Raw genomic sequence first — 15,406 nt, 5'->3', positions numbered from 1 at the left:
TAGAGGTAGCAAGTCATGGCAAAAGCTAAATTCGAGCGCAACAAGCTGCACGTCAATGTCGGCACCATTGGTCACGTTGACCATGGCAAGACCACGTTGACCGCTGCGCTGACCAAGATCGGTGCTGAGCGTTTCGGTGGTGAGTTCAAGGCGTACGACGCGATCGACGCAGCGCCGGAAGAGAAGGCGCGTGGTATCACGATCTCGACCGCGCACGTCGAATACGAATCCCCGAACCGTCACTACGCACACGTTGACTGCCCCGGCCACGCCGACTACGTCAAGAACATGATCACCGGTGCTGCGCAGATGGACGGCGCGATTCTGGTGTGTTCGGCCGCTGACGGCCCGATGCCGCAGACCCGTGAGCACATCCTGCTGTCGCGTCAGGTCGGCGTGCCGCACATCGTGGTGTTCCTGAACAAGGCTGACATGGTCGACGACGCCGAGCTGCTCGAGCTGGTCGAAATGGAAGTGCGCGAGCTGCTGAGCAAGTACGACTTCCCGGGCGACGACACCCCGATCATTCATGGTTCGGCGCGTCTGGCGCTGGACGGTGATCAGAGCGAAATCGGCGTGCCGGCGATCCTGAAGCTGGTCGATGCACTGGACAGCTTCATTCCGGATCCGACCCGCGACGTGGACCGCCCGTTCCTGATGCCGGTCGAAGACGTGTTCTCGATCTCCGGCCGCGGCACCGTGGTGACCGGTCGTATCGAGCGCGGCATCATCAAGGTTGGCGACGAAATCGAAATCGTCGGTATCCGTGATACGCAGAAGACCACCGTCACCGGCGTGGAAATGTTCCGCAAGCTGCTGGACCAGGGTCAGGCAGGCGACAACGCCGGTCTGCTGCTGCGCGGCACCAAGCGTGACGACGTCGAGCGCGGCCAGGTGCTGTGCAAGCCGGGTTCGATCAAGCCGCATACCGAGTTTGAAGCCGAAGTTTACGTGCTGTCCAAGGATGAGGGTGGTCGTCATACCCCGTTCTTCAAGGGCTACCGTCCGCAGTTCTACTTCCGTACCACCGACATCACTGGCGCGTGCCAGCTGCCGGAAGGCGTGGAGATGGTGATGCCGGGCGACAACGTGAAGATGGTCGTGACGCTGATCAACCCGGTCGCGATGGATGAAGGTCTGCGCTTCGCAATTCGCGAAGGCGGCCGGACCGTCGGCGCTGGTGTGGTTGCCAAGATCGTCAAGTAAGCAATGCCTGCAGTTCGGCGACTCTGGTCGCCGGCGCAAATGAAAAAGGGTCGGCGCAAGCCGGCCCTTTTTTTTGGTAGCGGGTAGGTCAGGTGGGCGAGAAGCAGGATTAATTGAATGGACGCTTGTGCACCTAGATATCGCTCGCTATAATGCGCGGCTCGGTGTCCCTGGGTAGGGCGCTGAGTTCACAGCGAAAAGAACGGCAGGAAGCCGCTCGTGTTCGCCAGACCGGGAAGGTCGCGTTGCATGGAGCACTCAACAACTCAGTCGTTGTTGACCGTGCTCTAGCTGCGCATTATACTTTTCCGTCTGGGCAGGCCGGTTTACCGGGCTGCCTCAGTTTTTGGGCGGAGGAAAGCCCTCGTCGGCAGGATGTCTGGCGATTTCACCAATGCAGGAATACCGGGGCAGGTATCCCAGAGGCCTTGCCCGTCGCTCTTTTAACGAAGGAAGCTTCCGTCATGTCGGAACAAAAGATCCGGATTCGGTTGAAGGCGTTCGATCATCGTTTGATCGACCGTTCGGCCAGCGAGATCGTCGAAACGGCTAAGCGGACCGGCGCGCAAGTGCGTGGCCCGATCCCGTTGCCGACCAAGATCGAACGTTACACCATCCTCGTATCCCCGCATGCCGACAAGGATGCGCGTGACCAATACGAAACCCGCACGCATAAGCGTGTGCTCGATATCGTCGACCCGAACGACAAGACCGTGGACGCGCTGATGAAGCTCGAACTCGCGGCTGGCGTCGACGTACAGATCAAGTTGACCTGAGGACTACGACCATGACGAAGAAATATTCGTTGGGCTTCGTAGGCCGCAAGGCTGGCATGAGCCGCGTCTTCACTGAAGATGGCCGCTCCGTGCCGGTTACGCTGATCGAAGCAACTCCGAACCGCATCGCGCAGATCAAGACCGTTGAAACCGACGGCTACAGCGCAGTGCAGATTACCGTTGGCGCGCGTCGCGCCGCACTGGTCAACAAGCCGGCCTCCGGTCACTTCGCCAAGGCGAAGGTCGAAGCGGGTCGCGGCTTGTGGGAATTCCGCGTTGAAGATGCGCAGCTCGGCGATTTCGCCGTCGGCGGCGAAATCAAGGCGGACATCTTTGAGGTCGGCCAAAAGGTCGACGTCCAGGGCGTCACCAAGGGTAAGGGTTTCCAGGGCACCATCAAGCGCTACAACTTCCGTATGGGCGATGCAACTCACGGTAACTCGCTGTCGCATCGCGCGCCGGGTTCGTTGGGTCAGCGCCAGACCCCGGGTCGCGTTTTCCCGGGTAAGAAGATGTCGGGCCACATGGGCGCCGTGCAGCAAAGCACGCTGAACCTGGAAGTGGTCAAGGTCGACGTCGAGCGTGGTCTGATTGCTATCCGCGGCGCCGTGCCTGGCGCAGCTGGTGGCGACGTGATCGTCCGTCCGGCGAGCAAGGCATAAGGAGAGATGACGATGGAACTCGTTATCACGGGTAGCAATAACAAGGTCTCGGTCTCCGATGCCGTGTTCGGTCGCGAATTCAGCGAAGATCTGGTTCACCAGGTCGTCGTCGCTTATCGCAACGCCGGTCGCGCTGGTACCAAGGCACAGAAGACGCGTTCGGAAGTTGCGGGCACGACCAAGAAGTCGAAGAAGCAGAAGGGCGGCGGTGCGCGTCACGGCGCGTTGACGGCTCCAATCTTCGTCGGCGGCGGCGTGACCTTCGCGGCCAAGCCGCGCAGCTTCGAGCAGAAAGTCAACCGCAAGATGTACCGTGCGGCCATCTGCGCGATCTTCTCTGAGCTTAATCGCCAGGGTCGCCTGATGATCGTCGATGCGTTCGACGTCGAAACCACCAAGACCCAGGGTCTGATCGAGAAGTTGAAGGGACTGGATGTGGGCAAGCGCCCGCTGATCGTCACCGAAGAAGCTTCCGAGCACCTGTATCTGTCCGCTCGCAATCTGCCGTATGTGCAGGTGCGTGATGTGCAGGGTCTGGATCCGGTCGCTTTGGTCGGGGCCGATACGGTCGTGATCACCGCCGATGCGGTCAAGAAGATCGAGGAGTGGCTGGCATGAGCAGCAACGAAAAAATCTTCAGCGTGCTGCGTGCTCCGCGAGTCTCTGAAAAGACCGCGCGCCTGCAGGAAATCTCCAACCAGTATGTCTTCGAAGTTTCGAACGAAGCCACCAAGGCCGATGTAAAGGCCGCGGTTGAGCAGCTGTTCGACGTCAAGGTCAAGGCAGTCAACGTGGTCAACGTCAAGGGCAAGAGCAAGTCCTTCCGTAACCGTGCTGGCAGCCGTGGCAATTGGCGCAAGGCGTACGTCCGCCTGGTTGATGGTCAGTCCATCGACGTAACGGCCAAGGCCTGAGGTCCATCCCATGCCATTGATGAAGTTCAAACCCACCTCTCCCGGCCGTCGTTCCGCCGTGCGCGTGGTTACTCCCGATCTGCACAAGGGCGCACCGCACGCGGCGCTGCTCGATTCGCAGAGCAAGTCCGGTGGTCGTAACCACCATGGCCGCATCACCGTGCGTCACGTCGGTGGTGGCCACAAGCAGCACTACCGCATCATCGACTTCAAGCGCAACAAGGAAGGTATTCCGGCGCGTGTGGAGCGGATCGAATACGATCCGAACCGTACCGCTCATATCGCCCTGCTGTGCTATGTCGACGGCGAGCGTCGCTACATCATCGCCCCCAAGGGCCTGAAGGCTGGCGACCAGGTTATTGCCGGTGCCAATGCACCGATCAAGACTGGTAACACGCTGCCGCTGCGTAACATCCCGGTCGGTACGACGGTGCACGGTATCGAGCTGAAGCCGGGTAAGGGCGCTCAGATCGCACGTGCTGCCGGTGCAGCTGTCCAGCTGGTCGCTCGCGAAGGCATCTATGCCACGCTGCGTCTGCGCTCGGGCGAAATGCGCAAGGTGCCTGTCGAATGCCGTGCCACCATCGGTGAAGTCGGCAACGACGAGCACAACCTCGAGAAGTTGGGCAAGGCCGGCGCCAAGCGTTGGCGCGGTGTTCGCCCGACCGTTCGCGGTGCGGCCATGAACCCGGTCGATCACCCGCACGGTGGTGGTGAAGCGAAGGCTGGTCAGGGTAATCCGCATCCGGTCACCCCGTGGGGTGTTCCGACCAAGGGTTACAAGACGCGCAAGAACAAGCGCACCCAGCAATTCATCGTCCGCGATCGTAGGGGCTAATCGACCATGGCACGTTCACTTAAGAAGGGCCCGTTCGTCGATCACCACCTTGCAAAGAAGGTGGAGTCCGCTGCGGGTAGCAAGAAGCCGATCAAGACCTGGTCGCGCCGTTCGATGATCCTGCCGGAAATGGTAGGCATAACCATCGCCGTGCATAACGGCAAGAACCACATTCCGGTGCTCGTCAACGAGAATATGGTCGGCCACAAGCTTGGCGAATTTGCCGTCACCCGGACCTTCAAGGGTCACGGTGGCGACAAGAAGTCGAGCAGGTAAGGAGAGATGACGATGGAAGCGAAAGCAATCCTGCGCACCGCGCGCATCTCCCCGCAGAAGGCCCGCCTGGTCGCTGACCAGGTGCGTGGTTTGTCCGCCGAGCGTGCGGTCAATCTGCTGAAGTTCTCGGACAAAAAGGCTGCACACCTGATCAAAAAGGTTGTGGAGTCGGCTATTGCCAATGCCGAGAACAATCAGGGCGCGGATGTCGACGAGCTGAAGGTCAAGACCATCATGGTTGATGAAGGTCCGTCCCTGAAGCGTTTCATGGCGCGGGCGAAAGGCCGCGGTACCCGCATCCTCAAGCGCACCAGTCACATCACTGTGATTGTTGGCGCCGCCAAGTAAGCGGAAAGGAAAAGACCATGGGTCATAAAGTTCATCCGACTGGAATCCGTCTTGGTATCTCCAAAGACTGGAATTCCAAGTGGTACGCAAACAAGGGCGATTTCGCTGCCTATTTGGCAGCCGACCTGAAAGTGCGTGAAATGCTGCGCAAGAAGCTCGCGCAGGCAGGTGTCAGCAAGATCTTGATCGAGCGCCCTGCCAAAACCGCCCGCGTGACGATTCACACTGCCCGTCCGGGCGTGGTGATCGGCAAGCGTGGCGAGGACATCGAAAAGCTGCGTAAGGAAGTGAGCGAGCTGATGGGCGTTCCGGCGCACATCAACGTCACCGAAGTGCGCAAGCCGGAGCTGGATGCGCAGCTGGTCGCTGAATCGATCGCGCAGCAGCTTGAGCGTCGCATCATGTTCCGCCGCGCAATGAAGCGCTCGGTCGGTAACGCGATGCGCTTGGGTGCCCTGGGCATCAAGGTCAATGTGGCTGGCCGCCTCAACGGTGCAGAAATCGCCCGTTCGGAGTGGTACCGCGAAGGCCGCGTGCCGCTGCACACGCTACGTGCCGACATTGATTACGGTTTTGCCGAGGCGTCCACGACGTACGGCATCATCGGCATCAAGGTCTGGATCTATAAGGGCGAAGTCTTCGACTTCTCTCAGGTTGGCCAGGAAAAGCAGGACGACAGCCCGCGCAACGATCGTAACGATCGTGGCGACCGTGGTGACCGCCCGTCGCGCCCGGCTCGTGAAGCGAGGTAACGGCAATGTTGCAACCCAAGCGAACCAAATATCGCAAGATGCACAAGGGCCGCAATGACGGCCTGGCATGGAGCGGAAACGCCGTCAGCTTCGGCGAATACGGTCTGAAGGCCACGGCGCACGGTCAGCTGACCGCACGCCAGATTGAAGCAGCACGCCGCACGATCAGCCGCCACGTCAAAAAGGGCGGCAAGATGTGGATCCGTGTGTTCCCCGACAAGCCGATCACCAAGAAGCCGATCGAAGTCCGCATGGGCTCCGGTAAGGGCAACGTGGAGTACTGGGTCGCGCAGATTCAGCCGGGCCGCATGATCTATGAAATCGAGGGTATTCCCGAAGAGACTGCACGTGAGGCGTTCCGCCTTGCCGCTGCCAAGCTCTCGGTGACGACCACTTTCGTGACCCGGACGGTGCGCTGATGGATATCAAACAACTCCGCGAGAAGTCGGCTGACGAACTGAAGGCCCACCTGACCGATCTGCGTAAGGAGCAGTTCTCGCTCCGCATGCAGCAGGTCACCGGCCAGCTGCCGAAGACCCACGATACCCGCCGGGTGCGCCGCGAGATTGCTCGCGTCAAGCACCTGCTCGGCAGCACCAAGTAAGGACGGCCGCGATGAGCGACAACAACGAAAAGCAAACGCTGCGCACGGTCGAAGGCCGTGTCGTCAGCAACAAGATGGACAAGACGGTCACCGTGTTGGTGGAGCGCCAGGTCAAGCATGCTCTGTACGGTAAGTACATCAAGCGCTCGACCAAGCTGCACGCACACGATGCCGACAATGCCTGTAATGAAGGCGACGTCGTGCGTGTGACCGAGATTGCTCCAATGTCCAAGACCAAGAACTGGCGGGTGGTCGAAATCGTCACCCGTTCGGCCGGCTAAGGGAGATCTGAATCATGATCCAGATGCAGAGCTACCTCGATGTGGCCGACAATTCGGGCGCCAAGGAAGTGATGTGCATCAAGGTGCTGGGCGGCTCGAAGCGCCGCTACGCACACATTGGTGACATCATCAAGGTGACCGTCAAGGACGCCATTCCGCGTGGCAAGGTCAAGAAAGGCGAAGTCTACGACGCCGTCGTGGTGCGTACCCGCAAGGGTGTGCGCCGTCCCGACGGTTCGCTGATCCGCTTCGATGGCAATGCCGCTGTGCTGTTGAACAATAAGCAGGAGCCGATCGGGACCCGCATCTTCGGGCCGGTGACGCGCGAGCTGCGTTCCGAGAAGTTCATGAAGATCGTCTCGCTCGCTCCCGAAGTGCTGTGAGCGGAGGACATACACATGGCTAACCGTATAAAGAAGGGCGACCAGGTCGTCATCAACACCGGCAAGGACAAGGGTAAGCAGGGTGAAGTTGTGCGTGTGGATGGCGATCGCGTGATCGTCTCCAATGCCAACATCATCAAGCGCCACACCAAGCCGAACCCGCAGGCGGGTGTCGCCGGCGGCGTGGTCGAGCGTGAAGCGTCGATCCATATCTCCAACGTCAATATCGTCAACCCGGCAACGGGCAAGGGCGAGCGCGTTGGCTTCAAGGTGCTGGAGGATGGACGCAAATTGCGTGTGTTCCGCTCCAGCGGTGAGGCGCTCGACGCCTGAGGAATGAGATCATGAACACTCGTCTCGAAAAGTTTTACAAGGAAAACGTGGTGCCGGCCCTGATGAAGGAATTCGGCTACTCCAATCCGATGGAAGTGCCGAAGCTGGTCAAGGTCACGCTCAACATGGGCGTGGGTGAGGCGGCTACCAACAAGAAGATTCTTGAAAATGCGGTCGCCGACATGTCCAAGATCTCCGGTCAAAAGCCGGTGGTCACCAAGTCGCGCGTTTCGGTCGCATCGTTCAAGATTCGTGACGGTTGGCCGATCGGCTGCAAGACCACCTTGCGTCGCGCCAAGATGTACGAGTTCCTGGATCGCCTGATCAACATCTCGTTGCCGCGCGTGCGCGACTTCCGTGGTGTGTCCGGTCGTTCCTTCGACGGTCGTGGCAACTTCAACATGGGTGTGAAGGAACAGATCATCTTCCCGGAAATCGACTTCGACGCCGTCGATGCGATTCGCGGTATGGATATCGCCATCACCACCACCGCCAAGACAGATGCGGAAGCGAAGGCGCTGCTGGCAGCGTTCAAGTTCCCGTTCCGTAACTGACCGTCGAGGACATCCGAAATGGCAAAGACCTCCATGATCCACCGCGACATCAAGCGTGCAAAGTTGGCGAAGAAATTCGCCGGCAAGCGTGATGCGCTGAAGAAGATCCTCTCCAGTCAGGATGCGTCCTACGAAGAGAAGATCGATGCTTCGACCAAGTTGCAGAAGCTGCCGCGCGATTCGTCGCCGAGCCGCCACCGCAACCGTTGCGAGCTGTCCGGTCGTCCGCGCGGTGTGTACCGCAAGTTCGGTCTGGGTCGCAACATGCTCCGCAAGGCCACGATGAACGGTGACGTTCCGGGTCTGCGTAAGGCAAGCTGGTAACAGCATTCCGGCCGTTCGCGGCCGGTTTGAGCAGGATTGTTCTGTTCAACAAGGGAGTCCGACGCAAGTCGGGCTCTTTTGTCGTATACTTCCGCTTCTGTCTTGCCCGTACGGGCTCGGCGTAGCGTCAAGGGTCCTGGCCCATCCCCAGGAAAACACAAGATTTTCGCGAAAGCGGATATCGGTGCACTCAAAGGTACTCACATGAGCATGACTGATCCCATCGCCGACCTGCTGGTTCGCATCAAGAATGCGGCCGCGGTTGGTAAGCAGACGGTGAAATTGCCGTCATCCAAGATCAAGGTTGCGATCGCCCAAGTCCTGAAGGACGAGGGTTACATCACCGACCTGCGCGTAACGGCCACCGAGAACAATAAATCGGAGCTGGAAATCGTGCTGAAGTATTTCGAAGGCCGTCCGGTCATCGAGTCCCTGAAGCGTTTCTCGCGCTCGGGTCTGCGTCAGTACCGCGGCAAGACCGAGCTGCCCAAGGTCCTCGGTGGCCTGGGTATCGCCATCATCTCCACGTCGAAGGGCATCATGACCGATGCGCAGGCTCGCGAAGCCGGCGTTGGTGGTGAAGTCCTGTGCTTCGTGGCCTAAGGGAAGGAATCGAACATGTCCCGTGTAGCCAAGAAGCCTGTATCCCTTCCGAAGGGTGTTGAGCTCAACGTCCAGCCTGAGCTGGTTAGCGTCAAGGGCCCGAAGGGCACGTTGACCCTGCCGAAGCCGGTGGGCGTCGAAATCGCCATCGACGGCGATGTTGCAACCCTGTCGGCCAACGATCCGTCGCAGCTCGCCATCACCGGCACTGTGCGCGCCATCCTTGCCAATATGGTCAAGGGTGTGTCCGAAGGTTTCGAGCGCAAGCTCGAGCTCGTCGGCGTCGGTTACCGTGCTGCCATGCAGGGCAAGGATCTGAGCCTGGCGCTCGGTTTCTCGCACCCGCTGGTGTTCGTGGCGCCGGAAGGCATCACGTTGTCGACCCCGACCCAGACCGAAATTCTGGTCCAGGGCGCCGACAAGCAGCGCGTCGGCGAAGTTGCCGCCAAGATTCGCGGTTTCCGTCCGCCGGAGCCCTACAAGGGCAAGGGTGTGAAGTACGCCGGTGAAGTCATCATTCGCAAGGAAGCCAAGAAGGCTTAATGGCGAGTCCCTCGCAAGAGCCCGCACATCCATGTGCGGACTTTTAACAGGAGCGCGCTTTCCCTTCAGCTTCCGTAGGATAAATATCATGAGCATCAACAAGAACATCGCCCGTCTGCGTCGCGCCAAATCCACCCGCTCGCACATCCGCGAACTGGGTGTCGCCCGTCTGTCGGTGCTGCGCACCGGTCAGCACCTATATGCACAGGTCTTCACTGCCGATGGTTCCAAGGTGATCGCTGCGGCGAATACCCTGCAGGCCGACGTCAAGGATGGTCTCAAGAACGGCAAGAACAGCGATGCAGCCGTCAAGGTTGGCAGGTTGATCGCCGAGCGCGCCAAGGCTGCTGGTATCGAGAAGGTCGCATTCGATCGCTCGGGCTACCGCTACCACGGCCGCATCAAGGCGCTGGCCGATGCAGCTCGCGAAGGCGGCCTGCAGTTCTAAGCACTGCTGCGGATGTGGCCATCGGCTGCATCCGCGTTTCCGCCGGCAGGGAGATGCCGGACCGTCCTGTTCTTTTGTAGCGGCTACGGGAACACCGCTTCACTCCACAACCATAAGCGGCCTAGAGCCGTACATACTCAATCAATCAAGGAATCAAGATGGCAGAAGAACGTGCACCGCGGGGTCGTGATCGCGACCGTAACCGCGAAGAGAAAGTCGACGATGGCATGATCGAAAAGCTGGTCGCGGTTAATCGCGTCAGCAAGACGGTCAAGGGCGGTCGTCAGTTCACCTTTACCGCGCTGACCGTGGTCGGCGATGGTTTGGGCAAGGTTGGTTTTGGTTATGGCAAGGCGCGTGAAGTGCCGGTCGCCATCCAGAAGTCGATGGAACAGGCGCGCAAGAACCTGGCCAGCGTCGATCTGAATAACGGCACCTTGTGGCACGCCGTCAAGTCCGGCCATGGCGCAGCGCGTGTTTACATGCAGCCCGCCTCGGAAGGTACTGGCGTCATTGCTGGTGGCGCCATGCGCGCTGTGCTGGAAGCGGTTGGCGTGAAGAACGTGCTGGCCAAGGCAGTTGGTTCGCGTAATCCGATCAACCTGGTCCGTGCAACCCTGAAGGGTCTGTCGGAAGTGCAGTCGCCGACGCGTGTTGCGGCCAAGCGCGGCAAGAAGGTGGAGGAGCTCAACCATGGCTAAGGACACTGGCAAGACTGTGAAGGTGCGCCTGGTGCGCGGCCTGCGTGGTACCCAGTCGCGTCACCGCTTGTCGGTGCATGCGTTGGGCCTGAATAAGATCAACGATGTGCGTGAACTCAAGGACAGCCCGCAGGTGCGCGGCCTGATCAATACGGTTCACTACCTCGTCAAGGTTGAGGACTAATCCAATGACTATGCATCTCAATGACCTCAAGCCTGCCGATGGTGCCCGTACCGAGCGTACGCGCGTCGGTCGCGGCATCGGTTCTGGCCTTGGCAAGACCTGTGGCCGTGGCCACAAGGGCTCGTTCGCGCGTAAGGGCGGCGGCAAGATCAAGGCTGGCTTCGAAGGCGGCCAGACTCCGATGCAGCGTCGTCTGCCGAAGATCGGTTTCCGCTCCAAGATGGCGCGCGACAGCGCAGAAGTGCTGTCCTACCAGCTGGATAAGCTGGAAGCAGGTGAAATCGACTTTGCAGCGCTGCGTGCGGCCAATCTGGTCCCGAGCCGCGCCAAGAAGGCGAAGATCGTGCTGAAGGGCGAGCTGAGCAAGAAGTTCGTGCTGAAGGGCGTTGCGGCTACCGCAGGCGCCAAGGCAGCAATCGAAGCTGCCGGCGGCAGCGTAGAGGAGTAATCGGCAGATGGCGCAGGCTGGCATTGGTAACCTCGGTGGCGGGCTCGGCAAGTTCACGGAACTTCGTCAGCGGCTACTGTTCGTCCTCGGGGCATTGATCGTCTATCGCATCGGCTGCTATGTGCCGGTGCCGGGCGTGAATCCCGATGCCATGCTTTCGTTGATGCAGGCGCAGGGTGGCGGCATCGTGGACATGTTCAACATGTTCTCGGGCGGCGCCCTGCACCGTTTCAGCATTTTTGCATTGAACGTCATGCCGTACATTTCGGCATCGATCGTGATTCAGTTGGCCACGCACATCTTTCCCGCCCTCAAGGCGATGCAGAAGGAAGGCGAGTCCGGTCGACGCAAGATCACCCAATATTCGCGTATCGGCGCGGTGCTTCTGGCAGTAGTGCAGGGCGGCAGTATTGCGCTCGCGCTGCAGAACCAGACGGCGCCAGGCGGCGCTCCGGTTGTGTACGCGCCAGGCATGGGCTTCGTGCTGACCGCGGTCATTGCGTTGACCGCCGGCACTATCTTTTTGATGTGGGTTGGCGAGCAGGTTACCGAGCGCGGTATCGGTAACGGCGTGTCGCTGATCATCTTTGCCGGCATCGTTGCTGGTCTGCCGTCGGGCGCGATTCAAACCGTCGAAGCATTCCGCGAAGGCAACCTGAGCTTCATCTCGCTGTTGCTGATCGTCATCACCATTTTGGCGTTTACGCTGTTTGTGGTGTTCGTCGAACGCGGGCAACGGCGTATTACGGTCAACTACGCGCGCCGCCAGGGCGGTCGCAATGCGTATATGAATCAGACCTCGTTCCTGCCCTTGAAGCTCAATATGGCAGGCGTGATTCCGCCGATCTTCGCGTCGAGCATCCTGGCATTTCCCGCCACTTTGTCGATGTGGTCCGGTCAGGCTGCATCGGGTAGTGGTGTAGGCTCGTGGCTGCAGAAGATCGCCAATGCGCTTGGACCGGGTGAGCCGGTGCACATGTTGGTGTTCGCGGCACTGATCATCGGCTTCGCGTTCTTCTACACGGCGCTGGTATTCAACTCACAGGAAACCGCCGACAACCTCAAGAAGTCTGGCGCGTTGATTCCGGGTATCCGTCCGGGCAAGGCCACGGCCGATTATGTCGATGGCGTGCTGACGCGGCTGACGGCGGCGGGTTCGTTGTACCTGGTGATCGTCTGCTTGCTGCCGGAAATCATGCGCACGCAGCTCGGCACGTCGTTTCACTTCGGCGGCACCTCGCTGTTGATTGCGGTGGTGGTGGTGATGGATTTCATTGCACAGATCCAGGCGCACCTGATGTCGCATCAGTATGAGAGCTTGCTGAAGAAGGCCAACCTGAAGGGCGGCTCGCGCGGCGGTCTCGCTCGCGGTTAAGTGGTACACTAGATCTTCATTACGTGAAGACGGCCTGGTTCCCGGGCCACGATCTTCCGATCAGAAGGGCGGCTCGCGCGACGTCTCGCGCGCGGGTGTGACGGGGTGGTCCTGTGCGGGAGTAGCACAGGCGATTCGGAGAAGTTTTCTGGATCAACACCGTCCGGCGCCGGAGCGAGGGCACACTCCCCACGCCGGGTCCATGGAACTTCTGGTTCCACGGGCTTCAAAGCAATCCGAGGCCTTGCTATAATTCCGAGTTCACTTTTTGATCCATCCTGCCGGATGGCGCCTGGGCGCTGTCGGGCCATCACTCAGTTGGAGAATCGCGTCATGGCGCGTATTGCAGGCGTCAACCTGCCAGCCCAGAAGCACGTCTGGGTCGGGTTGCAAAGCATCTACGGCATCGGCCGTACCCGTTCGAAGAAGCTCTGCGAATCCGCAGGCGTTACCTCGACCACGAAGATTCGTGATCTGTCCGAACCCGAAATCGAGCGCCTGCGCGCCGAAGTCGGCAAGTATGTCGTCGAAGGCGACCTGCGCCGCGAAATCGGTATCGCGATCAAGCGACTGATGGACCTGGGCTGCTATCGCGGTCTGCGTCATCGCCGTGGTCTCCCGCTGCGTGGTCAGCGCACCCGTACCAACGCCCGCACCCGTAAGGGTCCGCGCAAGGCGATCAGGAAGTAAGGGATAGATCATGGCAAAGCCAGCAGAAAAGAAAACGAAGAAGAAGATCAAGCGCGTCATCACTGACGGCGTTGCTCACGTCCATGCTTCGTTCAACAACACCATCGTCACCATCACCGATCGCCAGGGCAACGCCTTGTCGTGGGCTACGTCCGGCGGCGCCGGGTTCCGTGGTTCGCGTAAGTCGACCCCGTTCGCTGCTCAGGTTGCCGCCGAAAAGGCTGGCCGCGCTGCGCTCGACTACGGCGTGAAGTCGCTGGAAGTACGTATCAAGGGTCCGGGTCCGGGCCGTGAGTCGGCCGTGCGTTCGTTGAACAACGTGGGCTACAAGATCACCAACATCATCGACGTGACGCCAATCCCGCACAACGGGTGCCGTCCGCCGAAGAAGCGTCGCGTCTAAAGGGAGCGATAAGAAATGGCTCGTTATATCGGTCCTACCTGTAAGCTCGCGCGCCGTGAAGGCGCCGACCTTTCCCTCAAGAGCCCGGCGCGTGCGCTGGACTCCAAGTGCAAGCTTGAGCAGAAGCCCGGCCAACACGGCGCGGCTCGCAAGGGCAAGCTCTCCGACTACGCTACCCAGCTGCGTGAAAAGCAGAAGGTCAAGCGTATTTACGGTCTGCTGGAACGTCAGTTCCGCAACTACTACAAGAAGGCCTCGACCAAGAAGGGCAACACCGGCGAGAACCTGCTGCAGTTGTTGGAAACCCGTCTGGACAACGTCTGCTACCGCATGGGCTTTGCCGTCACCCGTCCGGCCGCGCGCCAGCTGGTGTCGCACCGTGGCGTGCTGGTCAATGGCAAGTCGGTGAATCTGGCTTCGTACCAGATCAAGGCTGGCGATGCGATCACGCTGTCGGAGAAGGCACAGAAGCAGCTCCGCGTGCAGGAAGCCCTGACCGTGGCTGAGCAGCACGACATGACGCCGTCGTGGGTCGAAGTCGATTCGAAGAAGTTCAGCGGCGTGTTCAAGGCCGTGCCGGATCGCGCTGACCTGCCTTCGGATATCAACGAAGCGCTGATCGTCGAGTTGTATTCGAAGTAATTCACATTGGAGAGCCTCCGGCACTGCCGGAGGTTCGCAGGAGACCCCGCAACATGACGGTTACCGCCAACCAGGTTCTGCGCCCTCGTGGTCCGCAGATCGAACGTCTTACCGACAACCGTGCCAAGGTCGTGATCGAGCCCTTGGAGCGCGGTTACGGGCACACGCTGGGCAATGCCCTGCGTCGTGTGCTGTTGTCGTCGATCCCCGGTTTTGCGATTACCGAGGTCGAAATCGACGGCGTGCTGCACGAGTACACCACGGTCGAGGGTTTGCAGGAAGACGTGCTTGACGTCCTGCTGAACCTGAAAGACGTGGCGATTCGTATGCACAGTGGCGACAGCGCCACGCTTTCGCTGTCCAAGCAGGGTCCGGGTACGGTCACTGCGGCCGACATCAGGACCGATCACAACGTTGAGATCATCAACGGTGACCACGTGATCTGCCACCTGACCAAAGACACCGCACTGAACATGCGTTTGAAGATCGAGCGTGGGTTCGGCTATCAGCCGGCTGCTGCACGTCGTCGTCCGGACGAAGAGACCCGTACCATCGGTCGCCTGATGCTGGATGCGTCGTTCTCGCCGGTGCGTCGCGTTGCCTACGCCGTGGAAGCTGCACGTGTCGAACAGCGCACCGACCTCGACAAGCTGGTCATCGATATCGAAACCAACGGCACGATCGATGCCGAGGAAGCCGTGCGCACCGCCGCCGACATCCTCAGCGATCAGCTCTCGGTGTTTGGTGACTTCACCCACCGCGATCGCGGTGCGGCCAAGCCGGCTGCCAGCGGCGTGGATCCGGTGCTGCTGCGCCCGATCGACGACCTCGAGCTGACCGTGCGTTCGGCCAACTGCCTCAAGGCCGAGAGCATCTATTACATCGGCGATCTGATCCAGAAGACCGAAGTTGAACTGCTCAAGACCCCGAATCTGGGCAAGAAGTCGCTGACCGAAATCAAGGAAGTGCTTGCACAGCGCGGCCTTGCATTGGGCATGAAGCTGGAAAACTGGCCGCCGGCCGGTGTCGCCCAGCACGGCATGCTTGGTTAATGTTTCAAGGCATGGGCGTCTTCGGGCGCCCATGTTTGTTTTTCCACATCGACGGGCCAAAGCCCG

Annotated in this window: 27 protein-coding genes; all 27 read left to right on the top strand. The window is 60.1% G+C overall.

Annotated elements, in window-relative coordinates; genetic code table 11:
* The first annotated feature begins 15 nt into the window (after positions 1-15).
* The 27 genes from tuf to rpoA all read left to right on the top strand — a co-directional run bounded on the left by tuf (position 16) and on the right by rpoA (position 15,340).
* Complete coding sequence (tuf, locus tag RQH86_RS06665) at positions 16-1,206, top strand: elongation factor Tu (RefSeq protein ID WP_115527199.1); 1,191 nt, start codon at positions 16-18, stop codon at positions 1,204-1,206.
* 464 nt (positions 1,207-1,670) lie between these two features.
* A complete protein-coding gene (rpsJ, locus tag RQH86_RS06660; RefSeq protein ID WP_003486723.1) occupies positions 1,671-1,982 on the top strand; it encodes a 30S ribosomal protein S10 in 312 nt (103 codons plus the stop codon).
* Positions 1,983-1,993: 11 nt separating this feature from the next.
* Positions 1,994-2,644, top strand: coding sequence for a 50S ribosomal protein L3 (gene rplC, locus RQH86_RS06655; RefSeq protein WP_055846123.1), 651 nt, complete (start codon positions 1,994-1,996; stop codon positions 2,642-2,644).
* A gap of 12 nt (positions 2,645-2,656) precedes the next feature.
* Positions 2,657-3,262: a 50S ribosomal protein L4 gene (gene rplD, locus RQH86_RS06650; protein ID WP_055846344.1), complete on the top strand. Its 606-nt coding sequence runs from the start codon at positions 2,657-2,659 to the stop codon at positions 3,260-3,262.
* On the top strand, positions 3,259-3,558 hold the full coding sequence (gene rplW / locus RQH86_RS06645) for a 50S ribosomal protein L23 (protein WP_002811694.1): 300 nt from the start codon (positions 3,259-3,261) through the stop codon (positions 3,556-3,558). The genes rplD and rplW overlap by 4 nt, the downstream gene beginning before the upstream one ends.
* A 10-nt stretch (positions 3,559-3,568) precedes the next feature.
* Positions 3,569-4,396 (top strand): 50S ribosomal protein L2, encoded by an 828-nt coding sequence (gene rplB / locus RQH86_RS06640; RefSeq protein ID WP_003486715.1) that lies wholly within the window; start codon positions 3,569-3,571, stop codon positions 4,394-4,396.
* Positions 4,397-4,402: 6 nt separating this feature from the next.
* On the top strand, positions 4,403-4,672 hold the full coding sequence (gene rpsS, locus RQH86_RS06635) for a 30S ribosomal protein S19 (RefSeq protein WP_005993369.1): 270 nt from the start codon (positions 4,403-4,405) through the stop codon (positions 4,670-4,672).
* 12 nt (positions 4,673-4,684) lie between these two features.
* Complete coding sequence (gene rplV, locus RQH86_RS06630) at positions 4,685-5,020, top strand: 50S ribosomal protein L22 (RefSeq protein WP_002811686.1); 336 nt, start codon at positions 4,685-4,687, stop codon at positions 5,018-5,020.
* 17 nt (positions 5,021-5,037) lie between these two features.
* Positions 5,038-5,772: a 30S ribosomal protein S3 gene (rpsC, locus tag RQH86_RS06625; RefSeq protein ID WP_005993372.1), complete on the top strand. Its 735-nt coding sequence runs from the start codon at positions 5,038-5,040 to the stop codon at positions 5,770-5,772.
* 5 nt (positions 5,773-5,777) lie between these two features.
* Positions 5,778-6,191 carry a 50S ribosomal protein L16 gene (rplP, locus tag RQH86_RS06620; protein WP_003486706.1) on the top strand — a complete coding sequence of 138 codons (414 nt, stop codon included), beginning with the start codon at positions 5,778-5,780 and terminating at the stop codon, positions 6,189-6,191.
* Positions 6,191-6,376, top strand: a complete 186-nt coding sequence (rpmC, locus tag RQH86_RS06615) for a 50S ribosomal protein L29 (protein WP_055846121.1) — start codon at positions 6,191-6,193, stop codon at positions 6,374-6,376. The genes rplP and rpmC overlap by 1 nt, the downstream gene beginning before the upstream one ends.
* Positions 6,377-6,387: 11 nt before the next feature.
* Positions 6,388-6,657, top strand: a complete 270-nt coding sequence (rpsQ, locus tag RQH86_RS06610) for a 30S ribosomal protein S17 (protein WP_065466070.1) — start codon at positions 6,388-6,390, stop codon at positions 6,655-6,657.
* A 14-nt stretch (positions 6,658-6,671) separates the two neighbouring features.
* Entirely contained in the window at positions 6,672-7,040 is a 369-nt protein-coding gene (rplN, locus tag RQH86_RS06605) for a 50S ribosomal protein L14 (RefSeq protein WP_003486699.1), read from the top strand.
* A 15-nt stretch (positions 7,041-7,055) separates the two neighbouring features.
* A complete protein-coding gene (gene rplX / locus RQH86_RS06600) occupies positions 7,056-7,373 on the top strand; it encodes a 50S ribosomal protein L24 (protein WP_006450639.1) in 318 nt (105 codons plus the stop codon).
* 11 nt (positions 7,374-7,384) lie between these two features.
* Positions 7,385-7,927, top strand: a complete 543-nt coding sequence (gene rplE, locus RQH86_RS06595) for a 50S ribosomal protein L5 (protein WP_055846118.1) — start codon at positions 7,385-7,387, stop codon at positions 7,925-7,927.
* Positions 7,928-7,945: 18 nt separating this feature from the next.
* Positions 7,946-8,251, top strand: coding sequence for a 30S ribosomal protein S14 (gene rpsN, locus RQH86_RS06590; protein ID WP_005917137.1), 306 nt, complete (start codon positions 7,946-7,948; stop codon positions 8,249-8,251).
* A gap of 204 nt (positions 8,252-8,455) precedes the next feature.
* The gene (gene rpsH / locus RQH86_RS06585) at positions 8,456-8,854 is read left to right on the top strand and encodes a 30S ribosomal protein S8 (protein ID WP_055846115.1); all 399 of its coding nucleotides are present in this window, start codon (positions 8,456-8,458) and stop codon (positions 8,852-8,854) included.
* 15 nt (positions 8,855-8,869) lie between these two features.
* Positions 8,870-9,397 carry a 50S ribosomal protein L6 gene (gene rplF / locus RQH86_RS06580; protein ID WP_055846112.1) on the top strand — a complete coding sequence of 176 codons (528 nt, stop codon included), beginning with the start codon at positions 8,870-8,872 and terminating at the stop codon, positions 9,395-9,397.
* A gap of 88 nt (positions 9,398-9,485) precedes the next feature.
* Entirely contained in the window at positions 9,486-9,845 is a 360-nt protein-coding gene (rplR, locus tag RQH86_RS06575) for a 50S ribosomal protein L18 (protein WP_082473395.1), read from the top strand.
* A gap of 158 nt (positions 9,846-10,003) precedes the next feature.
* Positions 10,004-10,546: a 30S ribosomal protein S5 gene (gene rpsE / locus RQH86_RS06570; protein WP_055846109.1), complete on the top strand. Its 543-nt coding sequence runs from the start codon at positions 10,004-10,006 to the stop codon at positions 10,544-10,546.
* Positions 10,539-10,730 (top strand): 50S ribosomal protein L30, encoded by a 192-nt coding sequence (rpmD, locus tag RQH86_RS06565; protein WP_006450646.1) that lies wholly within the window; start codon positions 10,539-10,541, stop codon positions 10,728-10,730. The genes rpsE and rpmD overlap by 8 nt, the downstream gene beginning before the upstream one ends.
* Positions 10,731-10,734: 4 nt before the next feature.
* On the top strand, positions 10,735-11,178 hold the full coding sequence (gene rplO / locus RQH86_RS06560; RefSeq protein WP_012439114.1) for a 50S ribosomal protein L15: 444 nt from the start codon (positions 10,735-10,737) through the stop codon (positions 11,176-11,178).
* A gap of 7 nt (positions 11,179-11,185) precedes the next feature.
* The gene (gene secY, locus RQH86_RS06555) at positions 11,186-12,553 is read left to right on the top strand and encodes a preprotein translocase subunit SecY (RefSeq protein WP_023902825.1); all 1,368 of its coding nucleotides are present in this window, start codon (positions 11,186-11,188) and stop codon (positions 12,551-12,553) included.
* A 333-nt stretch (positions 12,554-12,886) separates the two neighbouring features.
* Complete coding sequence (gene rpsM, locus RQH86_RS06550; RefSeq protein WP_003486672.1) at positions 12,887-13,243, top strand: 30S ribosomal protein S13; 357 nt, start codon at positions 12,887-12,889, stop codon at positions 13,241-13,243.
* Between the two features lie 10 nt (positions 13,244-13,253).
* The gene (gene rpsK / locus RQH86_RS06545; RefSeq protein ID WP_003486671.1) at positions 13,254-13,646 is read left to right on the top strand and encodes a 30S ribosomal protein S11; all 393 of its coding nucleotides are present in this window, start codon (positions 13,254-13,256) and stop codon (positions 13,644-13,646) included.
* A 15-nt stretch (positions 13,647-13,661) separates the two neighbouring features.
* A complete protein-coding gene (rpsD, locus tag RQH86_RS06540) occupies positions 13,662-14,288 on the top strand; it encodes a 30S ribosomal protein S4 (protein WP_002811641.1) in 627 nt (208 codons plus the stop codon).
* A gap of 53 nt (positions 14,289-14,341) precedes the next feature.
* Complete coding sequence (rpoA, locus tag RQH86_RS06535) at positions 14,342-15,340, top strand: DNA-directed RNA polymerase subunit alpha (protein ID WP_002811635.1); 999 nt, start codon at positions 14,342-14,344, stop codon at positions 15,338-15,340.
* Positions 15,341-15,406: the final 66 nt, after the last annotated feature.

The sequence above is a fragment of the Xanthomonas sp. WCS2018Noco2-27 genome, assembly GCF_031843525.1.
Classification (GTDB): Bacteria; Pseudomonadota; Gammaproteobacteria; order Xanthomonadales; family Xanthomonadaceae; genus Xanthomonas.
This window is presented reverse-complemented; position numbering and strand designations above follow the sequence as displayed.